Source organism: Acinetobacter sp. yr461 (genome assembly GCF_900110445.1).
GTDB classification, from domain to species: domain Bacteria; phylum Pseudomonadota; class Gammaproteobacteria; order Pseudomonadales; family Moraxellaceae; genus Acinetobacter; species Acinetobacter calcoaceticus.
The window spans coordinates 210,876-229,231 of sequence record NZ_FODU01000005.1 but is presented as its reverse complement, the minus strand read 5'-3'; the positions used below and the strand labels follow the sequence as shown (position 1 = coordinate 229,231).

18 protein-coding genes are annotated in these 18,356 nt (G+C 40.7%); 10 read left to right on the top strand and 8 right to left on the bottom strand.

The window, feature by feature from the left end:
- Positions 1-96: 96 nt before the first annotated feature.
- The 3 genes from BMW38_RS10490 (at position 97) to BMW38_RS10475 (ending at position 2,082) form a co-directional block, all read left to right on the top strand.
- Positions 97-552 (top strand): bacteriohemerythrin, encoded by a 456-nt coding sequence (locus BMW38_RS10490; protein WP_092707714.1) that lies wholly within the window; start codon positions 97-99, stop codon positions 550-552.
- Positions 553-703: 151 nt separating this feature from the next.
- Positions 704-1,771: a hypothetical protein gene (locus BMW38_RS10480; protein ID WP_092707771.1), complete on the top strand. Its 1,068-nt coding sequence runs from the start codon at positions 704-706 to the stop codon at positions 1,769-1,771.
- Positions 1,771-2,082 carry an RnfH family protein gene (locus tag BMW38_RS10475; RefSeq protein ID WP_005048580.1) on the top strand — a complete coding sequence of 104 codons (312 nt, stop codon included), beginning with the start codon at positions 1,771-1,773 and terminating at the stop codon, positions 2,080-2,082. The genes BMW38_RS10480 and BMW38_RS10475 overlap by 1 nt, the downstream gene beginning before the upstream one ends.
- 67 nt (positions 2,083-2,149) lie before the next feature.
- Here the strand turns inward: BMW38_RS10475 and bamE are convergent, their stop codons facing one another.
- Positions 2,150-2,548: an outer membrane protein assembly factor BamE gene (bamE, locus tag BMW38_RS10470; RefSeq protein ID WP_003653245.1), complete on the bottom strand. Its 399-nt coding sequence runs from the start codon at positions 2,546-2,548 to the stop codon at positions 2,150-2,152.
- Between the two features lie 111 nt (positions 2,549-2,659).
- Here bamE and fur point away from each other — a divergent pair, with 111 nt between their 5' ends.
- A complete protein-coding gene (gene fur, locus BMW38_RS10465) occupies positions 2,660-3,097 on the top strand; it encodes a ferric iron uptake transcriptional regulator (RefSeq protein WP_003653242.1) in 438 nt (145 codons plus the stop codon).
- A gap of 69 nt (positions 3,098-3,166) precedes the next feature.
- Here fur and BMW38_RS10460 read toward each other — a convergent pair whose 3' ends face one another.
- Positions 3,167-4,285, bottom strand: coding sequence for a PilT/PilU family type 4a pilus ATPase (locus BMW38_RS10460; protein ID WP_004641663.1), 1,119 nt, complete (start codon positions 4,283-4,285; stop codon positions 3,167-3,169).
- 19 nt (positions 4,286-4,304) lie between these two features.
- Positions 4,305-5,342: a type IV pilus twitching motility protein PilT gene (locus BMW38_RS10455; RefSeq protein WP_003653239.1), complete on the bottom strand. Its 1,038-nt coding sequence runs from the start codon at positions 5,340-5,342 to the stop codon at positions 4,305-4,307.
- 126 nt (positions 5,343-5,468) lie between these two features.
- Here BMW38_RS10455 and BMW38_RS10450 point away from each other — a divergent pair, with 126 nt between their 5' ends.
- On the top strand, positions 5,469-6,161 hold the full coding sequence (locus BMW38_RS10450; RefSeq protein ID WP_092707712.1) for a YggS family pyridoxal phosphate-dependent enzyme: 693 nt from the start codon (positions 5,469-5,471) through the stop codon (positions 6,159-6,161).
- 200 nt (positions 6,162-6,361) lie between these two features.
- On the opposite strand, the gene BMW38_RS10445 is transcribed toward BMW38_RS10450, so the two are convergent.
- Entirely contained in the window at positions 6,362-9,958 is a 3,597-nt protein-coding gene (locus tag BMW38_RS10445; protein ID WP_092707710.1) for an SbcC/MukB-like Walker B domain-containing protein, read from the bottom strand.
- A 9-nt stretch (positions 9,959-9,967) separates the two neighbouring features.
- On the bottom strand, positions 9,968-11,236 hold the full coding sequence (locus tag BMW38_RS10440; protein WP_092707708.1) for an exonuclease SbcCD subunit D: 1,269 nt from the start codon (positions 11,234-11,236) through the stop codon (positions 9,968-9,970).
- Between the two features lie 164 nt (positions 11,237-11,400).
- Between BMW38_RS10440 and BMW38_RS10435 the strand changes: the two genes are divergently transcribed.
- A complete protein-coding gene (locus tag BMW38_RS10435; RefSeq protein ID WP_213031142.1) occupies positions 11,401-11,877 on the top strand; it encodes an OsmC family protein in 477 nt (158 codons plus the stop codon).
- Positions 11,878-11,949: 72 nt separating this feature from the next.
- Here the strand turns inward: BMW38_RS10435 and BMW38_RS10430 are convergent, their stop codons facing one another.
- Entirely contained in the window at positions 11,950-12,327 is a 378-nt protein-coding gene (locus BMW38_RS10430) for a VOC family protein (protein WP_004641669.1), read from the bottom strand.
- 380 nt (positions 12,328-12,707) lie between these two features.
- Here BMW38_RS10430 and BMW38_RS10425 point away from each other — a divergent pair, with 380 nt between their 5' ends.
- Together BMW38_RS10425 and BMW38_RS10420 are read left to right on the top strand one after the other, a co-directional pair.
- Positions 12,708-13,160: an ABZJ_00895 family protein gene (locus BMW38_RS10425; protein ID WP_003653232.1), complete on the top strand. Its 453-nt coding sequence runs from the start codon at positions 12,708-12,710 to the stop codon at positions 13,158-13,160.
- An 83-nt stretch (positions 13,161-13,243) separates the two neighbouring features.
- The gene (locus tag BMW38_RS10420) at positions 13,244-14,149 is read left to right on the top strand and encodes a TIGR01777 family oxidoreductase (RefSeq protein ID WP_092707703.1); all 906 of its coding nucleotides are present in this window, start codon (positions 13,244-13,246) and stop codon (positions 14,147-14,149) included.
- On the opposite strand, the gene BMW38_RS10415 is transcribed toward BMW38_RS10420, so the two are convergent.
- A complete protein-coding gene (locus BMW38_RS10415; protein WP_092707701.1) occupies positions 14,141-15,256 on the bottom strand; it encodes an NAD(P)/FAD-dependent oxidoreductase in 1,116 nt (371 codons plus the stop codon). The two genes, BMW38_RS10420 and BMW38_RS10415, sit on opposite strands and share 9 nt — an antisense overlap.
- A gap of 25 nt (positions 15,257-15,281) precedes the next feature.
- A complete protein-coding gene (gene hemB / locus BMW38_RS10410) occupies positions 15,282-16,295 on the bottom strand; it encodes a porphobilinogen synthase (protein WP_092707769.1) in 1,014 nt (337 codons plus the stop codon).
- A gap of 142 nt (positions 16,296-16,437) precedes the next feature.
- Between hemB and BMW38_RS10405 the strand changes: the two genes are divergently transcribed.
- Complete coding sequence (locus tag BMW38_RS10405; RefSeq protein ID WP_004641674.1) at positions 16,438-16,935, top strand: thioesterase family protein; 498 nt, start codon at positions 16,438-16,440, stop codon at positions 16,933-16,935.
- 268 nt (positions 16,936-17,203) lie between these two features.
- A complete protein-coding gene (locus BMW38_RS10400) occupies positions 17,204-18,355 on the top strand; it encodes an EmrA/EmrK family multidrug efflux transporter periplasmic adaptor subunit (protein WP_092707699.1) in 1,152 nt (383 codons plus the stop codon).
- Position 18,356: the final 1 nt, after the last annotated feature.

The following is an 18,356-nucleotide window of genomic DNA, read 5'->3' as shown; positions in this document are numbered from 1 at the left end:
ATCTTAAAGCCGACAAAATAGCTTTGTTTTTATTTATATCCTTTAAATATATCATGAGGTTTATGCAACAGTCATTGAACATCATTGGGGAGATGTATGAAAATGAAATGGGCTTCAGAATATAATACGGGTATCGAGGTTATTGATGAGCAACATAAACGAATACTTGATTATATTAATGAGATTGATGAAGTAAGAGATGATGAAGATAGACGTCGTATTAAAGATGTTTTAGACAATATTATTGACTATACACAGTCTCATTTTACTTTTGAAGAAAGTTTACAAGAAGAGGCAGATTATAAATATCGAGTTCCACATAAACGTGTTCATGACTTATTTATTAAAAAAATAGAATTATATCGTGAACGTTTTGAAATGGGACATACCATTGAAAAAGAGCTGCAAGAAATTTTAGCAAAATGGTTAATTAACCATATTCAACATGATGATGCTGATTATGTTGGAGCAGTAAAAGAAAATATGATGGGAATTATTAGAGAAAAAGAAAAGAAGAAAGGGAAAAACTGGTTTGCTCGGTTTTTCGCATAATTTAAATAACAAAACTTATAGTTTTAGTTAGCGCAGCAAACTATCGTTTCGGTAGTTTGCTTTTTTTATTGAGCAAACTTTGATTTTCAGGCATGAGACGGGCAAAATATCCATAGTCTTTTTCAAGGAATGCATAATGCAGGACATACCTATGTCACGATGGTTATCGCCCCTGATGGCGTTTTGCTTATCTTTCATCATTATGGCGACATTGGCACCCGCTATGGGAATCCAGATTGATCGTCAAATCGATTTCTGGTTATTGTGGTTAGGCACAATGCTGTTATTGGCTCTGCCAGTTTGTTATTTGGAAATTGCCTTAGCAAAGCGGTCGAAGACTACTGCTTTAAATGCTTTATCAAGTTTAACTCGTGAAGCAGATAGTTCACCAAAATGGCGTTTGGCTGGTTGGCTTGCAGTTATTTTTATTCCATTTTTAGCAGGGAGTGTACTGAGTACAGCTGGCAACTTACTGACAGCACAGCTCAATAATAGTGTTTCTGGGCAAATTGTTTTTGCTGGCCTTGCAGTTGTGGCTTTAATTTTATCTTTTATTCCGCGTCAGATTTTAATCGTGCTAATGACAGTCGGCGTAATCGCTTCTCTTGTTTTAGCTAATACAATGGGAACGACTTTACAGCCTTGGCATTGGACAAATGTTGAGTTTAAAGAATGGGGTAATGCGACCGTACTTGCACTTGTTGCAAGTGGTTTAGGCTTAGGACTTTACTGGCAAAATAGTTTGTCTGTCATTCACTCTCAAGAAGGTGCCACAAAAACTGCACTTCCAATCTGGTTGGCTCAGTTAATTGCTGTCGTCGCGTTTGGTTTCTTTTCTCTTCAAGCACAGCTTCCTGTTTTTACCTGGATTTTTACTGCGGTAATGACAACAGCTTTGTTTATTCAACTTGCCAAAGAACAGCTTGCTCAACGTCAACTGATGTACGTTTTACAATGGGTTGTCATTATTTTGGCAATTGCGGTTTGGGCTGTGCCTGAACTTCATAGCATCTTTACGCTGATTTTGATGCTTTGGGGATTACTCATTTGTTTAATCTATGCCATTTTTGCTGGTTGGATTATGAAAATTAGCCACTTGCGTAAATCGATGAATTTTAGCAATGAATTGTTTTATAACTTGTGGCGTATTGCAGTGCGTATTGTTTTACCGCTTTCAATTGTCATTGCCATGATTGCGGTAGTTGGACAAATCATCTGATGGAAAAAGCTCAGCAAGTTTGGGTTGCTTTTGCAGCCCCAGAGCAACAGTTTTTAGTTGCTATTCCATTTGAAGCTGGTATGACTGCATTACAAGCGGTTGAGGCAAGTGGGTTGCAGACACAGGTAAGTTTGCCTGAGCCATTACAACTTGGCATCTTTGGTGCAAAAGTTGAGGCACATGCGATTTTGCAAGCAGGTGATCGGGTAGAGGTCTATCGACCTTTAACTATTAACCCTAAAGATATACGCCGTAACCGCGCCGAGAAAAATCCTGTGGGGCGATATATTAAAAGTAATCGTTTAAAGTAATAAGTCCCATAAATAAAACCCCTCGAAGTATTTCACTTGAGGGGTTTATTTTTATTAGAAAAAACGATTATAGTGGTGGGGCAGTTAAAATCGCTTCTTTAGAAGCAGGTAAACCTGGTTGCGATTCTGGAATAGTTTCTAAACCTTCAATTTTAGTTACTGTGCCAGTGCCATCAAAGTAAATTTTTAAATGCTGACCATGTGCTGCAGGGATTTTTGCCTTTTTAGCATAAGTTCCCGGGATATAGTTGTAAATGTAGTCCCAACGTTGAGGATTGAGGGGATCAGTCACAGTTGGACTACCAAGCAAAAAACGCACTTGCTGGAAATTCATGCCGACTTGTACTTGAGAGGCCTGAGCTTTGGTCAAAGGAGTCCCTTGAGGAATATCAACCTTATATACACCAAAGATTGAACAACCAGCAAGGAGTGAAGTGACTAATAACGTCAGCACGAGTTTTTGCATTTTGCTACACTATCCCAATAAATTATGATGCATTTGATCAAAGGATAGATCATACTTCATCTAAATTCTATTGCCTATTCCAACTTGAGATTTGTTGAGAGACCTTTTTTCATGCCTATTTCCAATCAAGATTTGCGCAAAGCTGGACTTAAAGTTACCCTTCCACGAATTAAGATTTTGGAATTATTAGAAAATTCAAAGCAACATCATCTTAGTGCTGAAGATATTTACAAGACTTTGTTAGAACAAGGGGAAGATGTCGGTCTTGCGACAGTTTACCGTGTGTTAACACAATTTGAAGCTGCGGGTATCATTCAGCGCCATCATTTCGAAAATAATCATTCTGTTTTCGAAATTATGCAAGAAGATCATCATGATCATTTGGTTTGCTATAATTGCAACAAAGTTATTGAATTTACTAATGATGTTATCGAGAAGGAACAGCATGCTGTAGCAGAACAACATGGGTTTACCTTAACAGGTCACTCATTAAACCTCTACGGTTACTGTAACGAACCTGAGTGTCAGGAAGTGTTGCGCAAGAAATAATCGTTTTCACATAAAGAAAACAAATAAAAAAGGAAGGTTACGTTTAACCTTCCTTTTTTTATGAAGAAATTACTGTCGGTCGAAGGTTAAATGCTGATTTGTGCCTGCAATTTGATCAGGTCCTTCTTCGGCAAGCTTAATGGTCAAACGCAAATCGTTCGGTGAGTCGGCATGTTTTAATGCATCTTTATAGGTAATTTGGCCTGCTTTATAGAGATCAAACAACGCTTGGTCAAAGGTTTGCATACCCAGTTCACGCGAACGTTTCATTAAATCTTTAATTTCATGAATTTCGCCTTTGCGAATGTAGTCTGAAATTAATGGCGAGTTAATCAAAATCTCAATGGCTGCACGACGTGAATTGCCATCTGGTGTTGGAATAAGTTGCTGCGCAATCATGGCCTTTAAGTTAAGTGATAAGTCCATGTAAAGCTGACTGTGGCGGTCACTTTCAAAGAAGTGAATAATACGATCGAGCGCTTGGTTGGCGTTGTTGGCGTGCATCGTGGCCAATACAAGATGGCCTGTTTCAGCAAAGCCAATCGCGTAGTCCATAACTTCACGAGATCGAATCTCACCAATTAAAATGACATCCGGTGCTTGTCGCAAAGTATTCTTTAAGGCAATTTCAAATGAGTCTGTATCAATGCCGACTTCACGTTGGGTAATGATGCAGCCCGCATGTTCATGAATAAACTCGATTGGGTCTTCAATCGTAATAATATGACCTTTAGTATTGTGATTACGATAGCTAATCATTGAAGCCAAAGACGTCGATTTACCTGTACCTGTCGCACCAACAAAAATAATGATGCCGCGTTTGGTCATTGATAAATCTTTAAGAACAGGTGGTAACTGCAAGTCATCAATGGAGGGAATTTTAGTTTCAATTCGACGTAAGACCATGCCTGGCATGTCGCGCTGCTGAAAAGCGCTCACACGAAAGCGGGCCGTTTTATCACGGTTCATAATGGCAAAGTTACATTCACGAGTGTCTGCAAATTCTTTGCGCTGCTTTTCGCTCATGATGGAATGTAAAAGTTGACCAATCACGTCTCCAGAAAGACTATTTTTTGAAATTGGAACAATTTGCCCGTTAATTTTCATAGATGGTGCAACACCATCTGTAATAAAAAGATCGGATGATTTTTTTTCAACCATGAGGTTGAGTAGGTCATTAAAATCCATATTTATTCTCTAATTATTTTTATAGGAATGATTCAGGCTGTTTTGCAGCAGTACGTGCAGTTTGTGGGCTAATCACACCACGAGATACCAAACCTTTTAAGCTTTGGTCGAGTGTTGTCATGCCATGATTTGCACCAGTCTGAATTGATGAATACATTTGTGCGACTTTATTTTCACGAATTAAGTTACGAATGGCAGGAATACCAATCATGATTTCATGTGCTGCGACACGTCCGCCACCATTCTTTTTAAGAAGGGTTTGGGAAATAACAGCCTGTAAAGATTCTGACAACATGGCACGAACCATGTCTTTTTCTTCGGCAGGGAATACGTCAATCACACGGTCAATGGTTTTTGCAGCAGAAGTCGTATGGAGCGTACCAAACACCAAGTGACCAGTTTCAGCAGCGGTAAGTGCTAAACGAATGGTTTCAAGGTCACGCATCTCACCGACCAAAATAATATCGGGGTCTTCACGCAGTGCTGAGCGTAGTGCTTCATTAAAGCCATGCGTATCACGATGCACTTCACGTTGGTTAATCAAACATTTCTTCGACTGGTGTACAAATTCGATTGGGTCTTCAACCGTTAAAATATGGTCATAACGATTTTCATTGATATAGTCCATCATCGCTGCAAGTGTGGTTGATTTACCTGAACCTGTTGGACCTGTAACTAACACAATGCCACGTGGGTAATCACAAATATCTTTAAAGATTTGCCCTAAGCCTAAATCTTCCATGGTGAGTACTTTTGATGGAATGGTACGAAACACTGCGCCCGCACCGCGGTTTTGGTTAAATGCATTGACACGAAAACGCGCAACATTGGGAACTTCAAAAGAAAAGTCTGTTTCGAGCTTTTCTTCATAGTCACGGCGTTGTTTATCATTCATGATGTCATAGACCAGACGGTGAACATCTTTATGATCTAGAGCTGGTAAGTTAATGCGACGGACTTCACCATCAACGCGAATCATTGGTGGCATGCCAGCAGATAAGTGTAAATCGGACGCGCCATTTTTCACAGAGAAAGCGAGTAGCTCTGTAATATCCATAATTTCCCCAAGTAAATCAAAATATGTCATTATTTTGTAGAATAATATACGGCTTTCACTGAGGCTTACCAACACCTCGCTTTAGGTGAAAAGCAAAAAAGTTTTTTGAAAATGAGAACCTTGTCAATGAATTACCTGCAAGATGCGCGACAGCACGTATTACAGCAAATCCAGCGTGCTTGTGAACATGCTCAGCGTGCGCCTGAAACTGTGCAACTTTTAGCCGTATCAAAAACACATCCAAGTGAAAGTTTGCGTGAAATGTATGCAGCAGGGCAAAGAGCATTTGGCGAAAACTATTTACAGGAAGCTTTGGAAAAAATTGAAGCTTTACAAGATTTAGAAATTGAATGGCACTTTATTGGTCATGTTCAGCGAAACAAGACTAAAAATTTGGCTGAAAAGTTTGATTGGGTACACGGTGTAGATCGTTTAATTATTGCCGAACGATTATCTAATCAAAGGCTTCAAGATCAATCTGACTTAAATATTTGTTTGCAAGTGAATATTGACGGGCAAGATAGTAAAGATGGTTGTGCACCAGGTGAGGTTGCCGAGTTAGTTGCTCAAATGAGTCAATTACCAAAAATCAGACTACGCGGTTTGATGGTGATTCCAGCGCCAGACAATACTGCCGCTTTTGCAGATGCTAAGGCCTTGTTTGATTTGGTGAGAGAAAAACATGCTCACCCTCAAGACTGGGATACTTTAAGCATGGGAATGTCAGGTGATTTAGAGGCTGCAATAGCCGCAGGTTCAACCATGGTACGCGTAGGGACAGCTTTATTCGGTGCTAGAGACTATTCGCAAAAGGGTTGATGTACGCTATTTCGTACGTTCATTGCGTCCTTTTGCGGCTATGGCGGGAAGTGGTTTTCACTTATTATGAATTCATCAGGAGACAGGATGTTTCTAAGAATAACAATAAACAGTGATGAATGGATGCATACAGGTACGACAGGAGTTATACCAACGCAGATTCTAAAAAAGCCCCGACAGGATGTCGGGGCTTTTTAGTTTTAACCAATGACCTCGATGGTACTTGCGCCAGCACCAAGTGGTTTCACTTGAATTTGTACAGGAATACGTTCATGCATTTCTTGAATGTGTGAGATGAGAACAACCTGACGACCCTGATTTTGTAATTGATCTAAAGCATTCATCACCATATGCAAAGAAGATGCATCTAAGGTTCCAAAACCTTCATCAATAAACAGAGATTCAATTTTCATTGAACCTGAAGCCATATTGGCAATAGCTAAAGATAAGGCGAGGGCTGTTAAGAAGGATTCACCGCCAGATAAAGACGAAACCGAACGCATTTCTCCGTCCATATCGTGGTCGATAATGGCAAGACTTAAAGATTGGTCAAGGCGTTTTAACGTATAGCGTTGAGAAAGCATCGCCAGTTGCTGGTTGGCATGTTCCACTAAAATATCCAGATGATATTGCTGGGCATAGTCACGGAACTCTTTGCCTTTTGCATCGCCAATCAGACCTGAAATTTTGCTCCAGCGATGTTCTTCTTGCTGAATGTTTTGAATTTGCTGGGCGTATTGTTGCTGTTTCGCAAGGTTTTGCTGGTGTAGCTCTAACTTAAGTTTGAGCTGATCACGAACTTCCAGTTGAGCTTTAAGCTCTGCAATATTGTCTTGAATCAGGTTCAGGAGCTTTTCAAACTCAATATCTGGTTGAGTTTGTAAGTGATCGGACAATTGCTCTTGCATAGTCTTAAGGGCAGATGAAGCTTCACTGAGTAGACGTTCTGCCTGATTAAGGCGGTTACGGATATCTTGTTCTTGTGCTGAATTAATCTGTATGAGTGCCGTAAAGTCCTGCGCCTGAAAATCAGAATGCTCGCTTAACCAGTTTTGAATTTGCGCATTAATCTGTTGTTGATGTTGCTCGGTGTGTTGGTGTTGATGCTTGAGCTGATCTAGCGCCTGTTTTTGTTGCTCGAAGTGCTGTCTGGTCTGTTCAAAACGTTGTTTAGACGCATGATAAGCCGTTTGTTGATGCTGACGTTTGGCATCATGCTCAATTAACCAATCATGAGGCTTAAGGTCAGAAAGGCCTGTCATTTGCTGAATGAGCGATACCGCTCTTTCATTATTTTGTTGCCCCTTGAGCGTAATCTCTTTGAGATTTTGATCGATCTCATTAATTTGTTTGGTCATTTGCTCAAGGTTGGCAGCTAACATTTTTAGTTCTTGTTGTTGCTGTTCAAAACGCTGAGCAAGCTGTTCTTGTTGTTCAAGTTGTTTAGCACGTGCGTCGAGAATTGACCAAGTTTGTTTAGCCGTTTGGCTACTTGACTGCTGCCATGCGTGCTGCTCGGACTCAGATAAGCACTGAACAATATGCTGAACTTGCTGTTGCCATTGCTGTGCCGTATTGAACAAGCTTTCACTACGCTGAACATGTTGAAGCAACTGGTTCTGCTGCTTAATCGCTTGGGTTAAACGCAAGTTTTCTGAGTCAAATGAACTTATTGCAGTTTGAGCGGCTTGTCTAAGCTCGCTAAGAGTTTGTAAGGTTTGTTCTGGAGATTGAGCAAGATCAATTTGTAATTGGTTGAGACTTAATTGCTGAACAAGATCTTGCTGTAAATTTGCTTGTTTTGCTTTAAGTTGAGATAAATATTTTTGAACTTGTTCGAGCTCGGCACGACACTGGGTGAGAGCATGCTGTTGGCTTTGCCACGCGTTAAATTTAGTTTGCTCTAGGGTTAATGCTTGCTGTTCTTGTTGCTGCTGCAAGTCGAATAAGGCCTTGGAAACTGTGCTGTCATCAACACGATAGGGGTGATGCGTGCTGCCACAGACTAAACAAGTTTCGCCTTCTTTAAGATTGGCACGTAACTGCTCAATATTCTCTGTATGTAATAAGCGTTGCTGTTGCAAGATGTGCTGTATTTTTTCACGCTCTGTTTTTGCTGTTTGGTAGTCTTGCTCAGCTAACTGGCAAACGGTTTTAAGCTGCTGTTCTTGAGCGGAGGTTTGAGTATGTTTTTTTGTGAATTGCTGAAGCTCAGCATATAGCTCATGATAAATTTTAATTTTTTGTTGAATGAGGTCTAGCTGAGTAATTTGAGCAAGCTTTTGTTCTTTATCTTTACGCTGTTGCTCAAGTTTTACCTCAATCTGTTCAACTGTCCCCACTGAAGCCGTCAGCTGTTCAAGTTCATTTTTAGCTTCCGATAGCTTTTGACGAGCAAGAGTAGGGTTTCCAAGCTGTTGTTCAATTGCTTCGTAGTTTTGAATAAATTGCCCGAGTTGATGCAAATGCGCTGAAAGGCCTTTATCTAATACAGCATATTGCCCAGTCTGAGTAAGCTGTTGTTGCAGATGGATTTGATTTTGTTGAAGCTGCTCAATCTGTTGTTGAACTGTGTTTTGTTGTTGTTGCAACGGGCTGAGTTTCTGCTCTAGAACATTTCTTTTTTCTTTGCACTTTTTATATTCATCTGCAATAAATGTTCGCTCTTGAATGGACTGCCGAACCTGATTTAAAGCAGATTGATGTTGTTGCTCAAAATCGAGCGTTTGTTTGAGCTCTTGCTCTGCTGATTGATATTGTTTTTGTCCCGCTTCAAAAATTTGAACCAAATCATTAAACTTAATTTGAGCTTGCTGAATTTGCGGCTCAAGTTGTTGTAGGGTTTGTAAATTTTGAGTCTGCTGAAAGACCTGTGGGCGTATTTCAGAGAAAACTTCGAGTCGTTTTAATTGCTCACGTTCACCCGCAAGTTGCTGATGATGGTTTTGCTGGGTTTGAAACTGTTGCTGTTTAGCTTGAACTTCAAGCTCAAGTTTGGCTTTACGTTCAAACCATTGTTGTTGTTTATCCAACACATTTTTTTGTTGTTCTAATTTTTGATAGTTCTCTTGAGCTTGTTGATATTGTGCGGTAAATGCTGCGATTTCTTCATCCGACAAAATCTCAATATGACCTAAAAACTCTTCAAGCTGTTTACGCTGTTTGGCAATATCTGCTGTTTTACGAAAAGCCAGTTCACCGATTTTGGCAAAAATGCTGGAGTTTGTCAGGTACTCAAGTAGTTCACCGCGTTCGCTGTCTCGTGCTTTTAAAAACGCCGTGACTTCTGATTGGGCAAGTAAAACAGCACGGGTAAATTGTTCAAATGAAAGCTGGGTAATTTGTTTAACTTTTTCATCCACTGCTTTGGCTTTGTCGGCAAGCACCACACCATTGGTCAGGCATTTCAAGTGGCGTTGCACACTTTGTAATTTACCATTCGGATTTTCACGCGCACGTTTAATTTCCCAGCGTGCTAAATAGCGTTTTTGATCTTGTGCAATAAAACAAAGTTCAGCAAACCCATGTCCCGTACCGCGGCGTAATACAGTTAAAGGTGAATTGGTGAGTAACTCGGAACCATCAACATCTTTTAATTTGCCATCGCTGTCTTTAAGGCGAGGGACCCGATTAAAAAGGGCGAGGCACATGGCATCTAAAATGGTCGACTTACCTGCACCAGTTTTCCCGACAACGGCAATTAAGCCTGCGTGAGCTAGAGGCGCGCTTTCAAAATCAATAAAGTGCTCGTCAGAAAGAGATGCCAGATTTTTTATACGAATAGATAAAATTTTCATGACATATCCTTAAGGAGTTGCATCGTTTTCAAGATTTTTTTGTGCTTCTTGTACCAGACTCAGAAAATCTTTTAAGACTGCATCATCTGCGCTGTAACCTTGTTTTTCCCAGATATTTTGAAAGAGTTTTTCTGGTGTGGGGGGTTCAAGTGCAATTTGCTGAGTTGTATCGGTGTCCGAAGCATCTTGGCTCACATATTGACGTGAAATACGCACTAAACGATAGCGGTCAGGTGGCAATGCGGCTTCAAACTGTTGGCGTAAATTAGGCTGTGGTGGCGTTAAACTATAATATTCAATATCGACATATTCACGATGGTCAATATTTTCAACAATGCCGTGAGGCAAGGCTTTGAGTTGTTGCAGCACTTCGTTTAACTCACCACGAATGCGATGTAATTGGATACAACGCGGAATTTCAACAGCCTCAAATTGCAAACGGTGATCTGTCTCTTGAGCAGGGTCAATTTTGACTTCAACCACTTGGTGTTTATAGTTAATTTCGCTAAAAGAAAGCGGAATGGGTGAGCCGCTATAACGAATATGCGGTTGACCTACTTTTTGTGGTTTATGTAAGTGCCCTAAAGCGACATAGTCGACAGCATCTTCAAATAAACTCGTTGAAAGTGCCTCTTCATTACCAATAATAATTGGGCGTTCAGAGTCGGATGTTTCCCCACCTTGCATATGCGCATGCGACATCAAAATAAGCGCTTGGTCTGGTGTTTTACGGCGTTTAGCTTCTGCAATAAGTTGCTCATGCAAATAGGCAATCGCGTTTTTGCTATTGGTGGTGTGTTCATTAAAGCCTGTAATTTCTGCTGAGCGCAAAAAAGGCAGGGCAAGGCACCACGCCACAATTTCTTGATTTTGATTATAAATAGGCAAAAGCAGACGATCGAGATCTAGAGTTTTATCTTCGTTCCAACGAACCACGCCCACGGTTTTTGCATTGTATTTTTCTAAAAGTGGTTCGACCTGTTCAATACGGTAGCCTGAGTCATGGTTACCTGCAATCATGAGCGTTTGCATGTGCGGTGCAATGCGATGTGCATCTGCTAAAAATTGGTAGAGTTGTTTTTGTGCTTGTGAACCCGGATTAATTACATCAAAAATATCGCCGGCAATGAGCAGAGCATGAGGTTGTTTTTCTTGAATTTGAGTAAGCAACCAACTTAAAAATTGTTGGTGTTCGTAGTGGCGTGAATGATTATAAAAAAACTGCCCCAAATGCCAGTCAGAAGTATGTAGAAAATGTACGGACATAGAAACAGACATCAAGCCAAAATAAACACAGATACGTTAGCATAAATTGGCAGGAGATTTTATAAAGACATTTTAAAGTGCTCGATATTTAAGCCTACTATAAAATCTGAATTAGTTTTGTCACTTTAAACTTTGCTTTGTTACTATCAATTCAAACAATGAACTTTGAGAACAAAATGACCATTCATAAATACGAAGTGAAAATACAGTGGGAAGGTAATACAGGTACAGGCACTTCATCTTATCGTTCATATAAGCGCGATTTTAGTATTCAACATCCTCAAAAAACCACGATTCAAGGTTCATCAGACCCTGCCTATTTAGGTGATGTCACCAGATGGAATCCAGAAGATTTATTAGTTGCATCAGCTTCAGCTTGTCATAAGCTTTGGTATTTACACCTGTGTGCAGTCAATCATATTCATGTGCTGAGCTATGTCGATCATGCACTTGGATTTATGGAAGATGCAGATCCAGTTAAACGTGGTCACTTTACCCAAATTATTTTAAAACCAGAGATTGTTTTAGAAAAAGGTGCCGACCAAGAGCTTGCGGCAAAATTACATGAAGAAGCGCATCACGAATGTATGATTGCCAACTCAGTTAATTTCCCAATTACATGTGAAGCCACTTTTAGTTTTGCCGAAGAATAAATATGAAATAGCCACCGATAAAAAGGCGGTGGCTATAAATTAGAAAATAAATAAATTTGTTAAATCTGTTCTTTAGGCCGCATTTTCATCGACTTGGAAAATACCAAAAACGTTATGGTCTAAATCGACAAAGTAACCATGCCAAGCACGACCAGGAATTGCGAATTTATCCATAGCCACAATGCCACCTTGCGCTAAAATTTTTGCGGCAATTTCATCAAAGTTTTCGACCTGAACCGAACAGGTAAATGCATTGGTGCCATATTCCATTGGAGGTGTTTGAGCGGGGCGTTTTAAAAGGCCCCCCATGATTGAGGGTGTTTCTATACGGTAATATTCAATTGGTAAGCTTTCATCTAATTTAAATTGCCAGCCGAACACAGCTTGATAAAACTGCGCATCGCGAGCAGGGTTTGAAGACTGGATTTCAAAATAGGCAATATTGTTCATATTATTTAAAACATATTTTTATGGTGTAAAAAGTATACGCATAGCCTTCATGACCACGAAAGAACTATTGTGTATGGTGAGCGTAAAATAAATGAAAGTGCCAGAAAATAAAAACCGACGATTCGAGTGATGAGAGAATCGTCGGTCAAAAACTTCATCAAGGGTTTCGGCTGCTAACAAAACCTAATCTGAAGGAAGAAAAGAGTCGTAATGAAAGGTCACCGATACAATTCTGCGGATGCCGTGCAAAGGAAGTATTCGGTTGCTGCGACCTTATTACCCTATATAACGTCAAGAGATTCAGATTGGTTGACAGAAAAATGAAAAAAAATCGAAAAAAATTTATAATTATTTTTTGAACCCATAAATTAGGCAAAAAGATGACCAAATTACGCTCTTACTTTCTCTGGTTTTTTGCTTTATGCATAGGACTCACCTTAATTGTAGGTGTGGTTGCAGCACTATTACCAGCGAGTGTAGGTGGTATTTTAACAGCCGTTCCATATTTAGGCGCAATGATTTTTGTCCTGTTTAAATTTTTAAAGAAAGAACGCCGTGCACCGACTGTACAAGAAAAAAAGAAATTTACTTTAGGTTTTACCCTGATTTTTTGGGGCTATAACTTGTGTGGTGTTTTATTCGGCCTATTTTTATTTGCAAGAAAAGACCCAGAGATTTTGCAAAACTTTATGCTTTATCTGAAACAGCCTCAGTTTTTAAGCATTATGCTCATTATGCTTTTAATGTTAGCGATCCCGCTTTATTTAATTACCTATTGGTTTTATGGGAAACAGGCACAGCGAATGGCAAGCAAAATGTTTAATGTGCAATAGATCACTACAAAAACGAATACGATTAGACATGAATTATTCTTATAGAATCTAATAAAGCTTGTGTCCTCGGTTTTGGAGGAAATATGAATAAGAATGTATTAATTACGGGTGCCAGTGGGTTTATCGGAACTCATTTAATTAAGTTTCTACTACAAAAAAATTATAACGTAATCGCTGTGACACGGCAGGCTGGGAAGAAATCTGACCATCCTGCCTTGCAGTGGGTACAAAAGTTTGAAGATATTTCGACACGTCAAATTGACTATGTCGTGAATTTGGCAGGCGCAAATATTGGCGAAAAACGCTGGACCGAGTCACGTAAAAAACAACTCATCGAAAGCCGAGTAAACACGACACGAAAGTTATATGCATGGCTAAAGCAATCTGAAATTTTTCCAGAAGTGATTGTGTCCGGTTCGGCCATTGGTTATTACGGGATTGATGCTGAAGAAAAATGGGCAGAAGTGTGCACCGAAGAAAGTTCACCACAGTCTATTTTTATGTCTGAGCTTTGCCAAGAGTGGGAACGAGCAGCTTTATTAGATACTCAGCAAAATACTAAAATTATTCGCTTAGGTGTGGTGTTTGGGCAGGGCGGTGGCATCTTGCCTAAAATGTTACTTCCTATTCGACTCAATTTAGTTGGTCAAATTGGTCATGGTCGTCAGCCTGTAGTTTGGGTACACATTGAAGATGTGTTAAGCGCAATCGAGTTTATATTTAAGCATCCTCAATCTGCTCAGATCCATAATGTAGTGGCGCCAGAAAATGTGACTCAACAAACTTTTGTTGAACAAGCTGCTGTGGTACTCAATAAGAAACCGCTGTTGTCGGCACCAAGTACGGTTTTCCGCTGTTTGTTAGGAGAACAATCGCAATTGATTTTAAATGGTCAGTACGTTAAACCTGCTGCCTTACAAGCTGAAGGATTTGAGTTTACTTATCCTCAGTTAAAAATGGCTTTAGAGAATGTACTCGCGTCAGGCTAAGATTTTATTTTGTAAGCGCTCTGGGGAATATGCTTTTGCATCAACTAAGGTCGGTTGACCCAGCATAAGCTGACGGAGCAATTGTGCTGAGCCTGCACCCATGCATAAACCATTTCTAAAGTGACCAAAGTTTGCCCAGAGGTTATCCATCTCAGGCATTTTGCCAATGTACGGAACACCATTTGGTGAACTTGGTCTGAGTCCTGCCCAGCGCTGTACGATCGGAAAATCTGCCAGTTCAGGCACCATTTCTAAGCAAGCTTCTAAAATATTGTGTTGGGTTGTTTCGTCAGTGGAAGTGTCGAAACCGCGATGCGCCATGCTCGAACCACACACAATATGACCGTCCATACGTGGAATCAAATACATCACGCGATTCATACACATGGTCGGTAGCCAGTGAGCAGGGGTTTTAAATAACAACATTTGACCTTGAACAGGTTCGACTGGAATTTCGAGTTGTAATTGTGAGTTCCAGTAATGACTCCAAGCCCCCGAAGTTATTACAAAATGATCTGCTGTATGTTTGCGACCATCTTCGGTTTGTAAGGCTTGTATAACATCTTCCTGTTGAATCAGTTTTTTAACAGCAGCGTGTTCAAAAAACTCAACATTTGGATGCTGTTTTAAATAACTGATCAGTGACTGTAATACGCGTGGATTGCGAATATTAGACAGTTCAGGGAAATAAATGGCTTGTTGAAACTGATCGGAAATATGCGGATTGACTTGCTCTAGGGCATCTCGCTGTAAATATTCACAGCGTTGCATGGGTTCTTGATGTTGCTCGGCGTAGGAAAGCCCAATGTCAAAATCTTCTTCATCAAAAATTAGCATACCTGTGTCATGAATTTCAAAATCAATCCCTGTAACAGGGGATAGTTTTTGGTTCCATGCTTGATAAGAGGCTTTGCCAAATTGAGCGAGTTGGTTCACTGCATGCACATAACGCCACGGATACATCGGAGAAAGAATCCCTCCGCCAGCCCAAGAGGCTGCTTGTCCCGCTTGTTGTTGATCAAAAATGCTGACGGTACAGCCTTGTTCAACCAACTCTAGCGCAGACATTAATCCACTAATGCCCGCACCAATGATTGCAATATGCATGCAGTGTTATCCTTTCTCTGCGAACTTAGTTCATTTCCTTGAGTTTTTCGGCAGCAGTTTCTGCAAAGTAAGTCCAGATTCCATCTGCACCAGCACGGCGGCAGCACATGAGCGATTCTAAAATCACTGAGTCTGATAACCAGCCATTTTGAATTGCACCTGCTAACATTGCGTATTCGCCACTGACTTGATAAATGAATGTTGGAACACCAAAGGTATCTTTCACTTCACGTACCACATCCAGATATGGCATGCCCGGTTTTACAATCACCATGTCAGCGCCTTCTTGAATATCAAGCGCGATTTCATGTAAAGCTTCGGCACGGTTGGCAAAGTCCATCTGGTAGTTATATTTATTACCACCTTTAAGGTTGGATGCAGAGCCAACAGCATCACGGAACGGGCCATAGAAGCTCGACGCATATTTCGCAGAGTAAGCCATAATGTTGGTATAGATGTGACCATTGGCTTCTAAAGCTTGACGAATTGCGCCAATACGGCCATCCATCATGTCACTTGGTGCAATCACTTCAGCACCTGCTTCAGTGTGACTTAATGCTTGTTTAATCAAGCATTCTACAGTCTCGTCATTCAGCACATAACCAGTGTCATCAATAATGCCGTCTTGACCATGTGTAGTGTATGGGTCGAGTGCACCATCGGTGATTAACACCATTTCTGGTAATTCTTTTTTAAGCAAACGGCAGGTGGTTTGAACTAAACCATCTTCATGCCATGCAGCTTCTGCGGTCAGGCTTTTATCTTCTTGCGGGGTAACTGGAAAAAGAGCCAGTTTTGATACGCCCAATTCCAGAAGTCTTTCAGCTTTTTTCAGTAATAAATCTGCCGACAAACGCTGAATGTTTGGCATACTTGGAATATCTTGGGTCTGATTTTGTCCCGGTAATACAAATACTGGATAAATCAAGTGATTGGTAGTGAGCTGTGTTTCGCTGACCATCGCACGCAACTGGTCATTTTTACGAATACGGCGCATGCGAGTGGCTGGAAATGCAGGACGATTGAACGTATAAGTCATAACAATCTCGATGTTCGGTATTACACTAGGATAGGTTGGCGGATATTCCATTACTGTCAACCGACTGCTGTATTGTAGCCCCATAATGCTGGATTTGTACAAAATTATGGGTGTTTATCATGCTTTTAAATTTAGGCAACGTATGAGTGATGAAAAGAAAAATTGGACTGGGAGCATTCATTTAGGTGCAAAAACTGACCTGAATGTAGTTCTTAAGCAATTATGTAAGGCGTTTAATAGCTCTCCTTTTTTTAAGCATAGTGGAATGATTATGCGTGTGGTGGACGGGCAGATTGAAGGCTATATCGAGATGCAACCCGACCTGATTGGCAATCTGGCATTTCAGATTTTGCATGGTGGCGTTGCTGCAACCTTGCTCGATAGCATTGGCGGTATTGTGGCAATGGAACACCTATATCGCCGTTCAACGCCGGAAACTTTAACCGAGACCATTAAGCAAGTGTCGCGTTTGGCAACTGTCGACATGCGTGTAGATTATTTGGCGCCGGGGCGTGGTAAATACTTTATTGCACGTGCCGAAGTTCTGCGTTTAGGTCGTAAGGGTTGCACCATGCGCATGACCATGGTCAATGATGAAGGTAAAGCAATTGCTGCGGGTATTGCTTCATACGCCTATTAAGTTACCGATTTAAGTCGTTAAAAAGCGCCAAGTGCGCTTTTTTTAGTATTTGAAAAGCAGAAATTTTCACAAAAACTTTGAGATAAACATTAATTTAATTAGAACGAACGCATTAGTTATCATTTTTTATTCTCATATCATGAGGTTTTAGCGTTAAAATTAGCTCCTTTGACAATGCGGTATGTCTTGTTTATAGAAAAATAAAAACTCTATAACAAGGTGTAGTGCGAGATTGATGGCAAAGCCAACCCATCTTTAGGAACATACCATGACTGATGCACAAAGCAATGTACAAGAAACAGTGCCAACAACATCTGCCTCGGATGATAACAATCAAAACAAGCGCAAAAAAATTCTTGGTTTTTTTGCGCTGATTTTATTGATCGCCGCTATTTTATATGCAATCTGGGCATTATTTTTAAATCATTCCGTGAGTACGGATAATGCTTATGTCGGTGCAGAAACCGCGCAAATCACCTCAATGGTAAGCGGGCAGGTCGCTCAGGTTGTGGTAAAAGATACCCAAACAGTACATCGTGGTGACGTGCTGGTTCGTATTGATGATCGTGATGCCAAAATTGCATTAGCACAAGCTGAGGCAGAGCTTGCCAAAGCAAAACGTCAATACAAACAAACTGCAGCAAACAGTAGTTCTTTAAACTCTCAAGTTGTGGTTCGTGCCGACGAAATTACCAGTGCCAAAGCACAAGTTGCTCAAGCACAGGCTGACTACGACAGAGCTGCTTTAGAGCTGAATCGCCGTGCGCAACTTGCCGCTTCTGGTGCAGTGTCTAAAGAAGAACTCACTAAAGCACAAAGTGCTGTAGAAACCGCTAAAGCAGGGCTAGAGCTTGCTAAAGCAGGTTTAGCGCAAGCATCTTCAAGCCGTAAAGCTGCTGAAAGTACTTTAGCTGCGAACGAGGCTTTAATTCAGGGTGTAAATGAAGTTTCAACACCTGATGTACAAGTTGCACAGGCACATGTTGAACAAGCTCAGCTTGATTTAGAACGTACAGTGATTCGTGCGCCAGTTGATGGTGTGGTCACACGTCGTAATATTCAAGTGGGCCAACGCGTTGCACCTGGTACAAGCATGATGATGATTGTGCCGCTCAACGATTTATATGTAGATGCGAACTTTAAAGAAAGTCAGTTGAAAAAAGTCCGTCCGGGTCAAATCGTCACACTTACTTCAGATTTATATGGTGATGATGTTGAATATCACGGCAAAGTGATGGGCTTCTCTGGTGGTACAGGCTCTGCCTTTGCCTTAATTCCGGCTCAAAATGCAACAGGTAACTGGATTAAAGTGGTTCAACGCTTACCAGTTCGTATTGCACTTGACCCGAAAGAACTTGCTGAACACCCACTGCGTGTTGGCTTGTCGATGGAAGCAAAAGTCGACTTATCTGCGAAGTAAA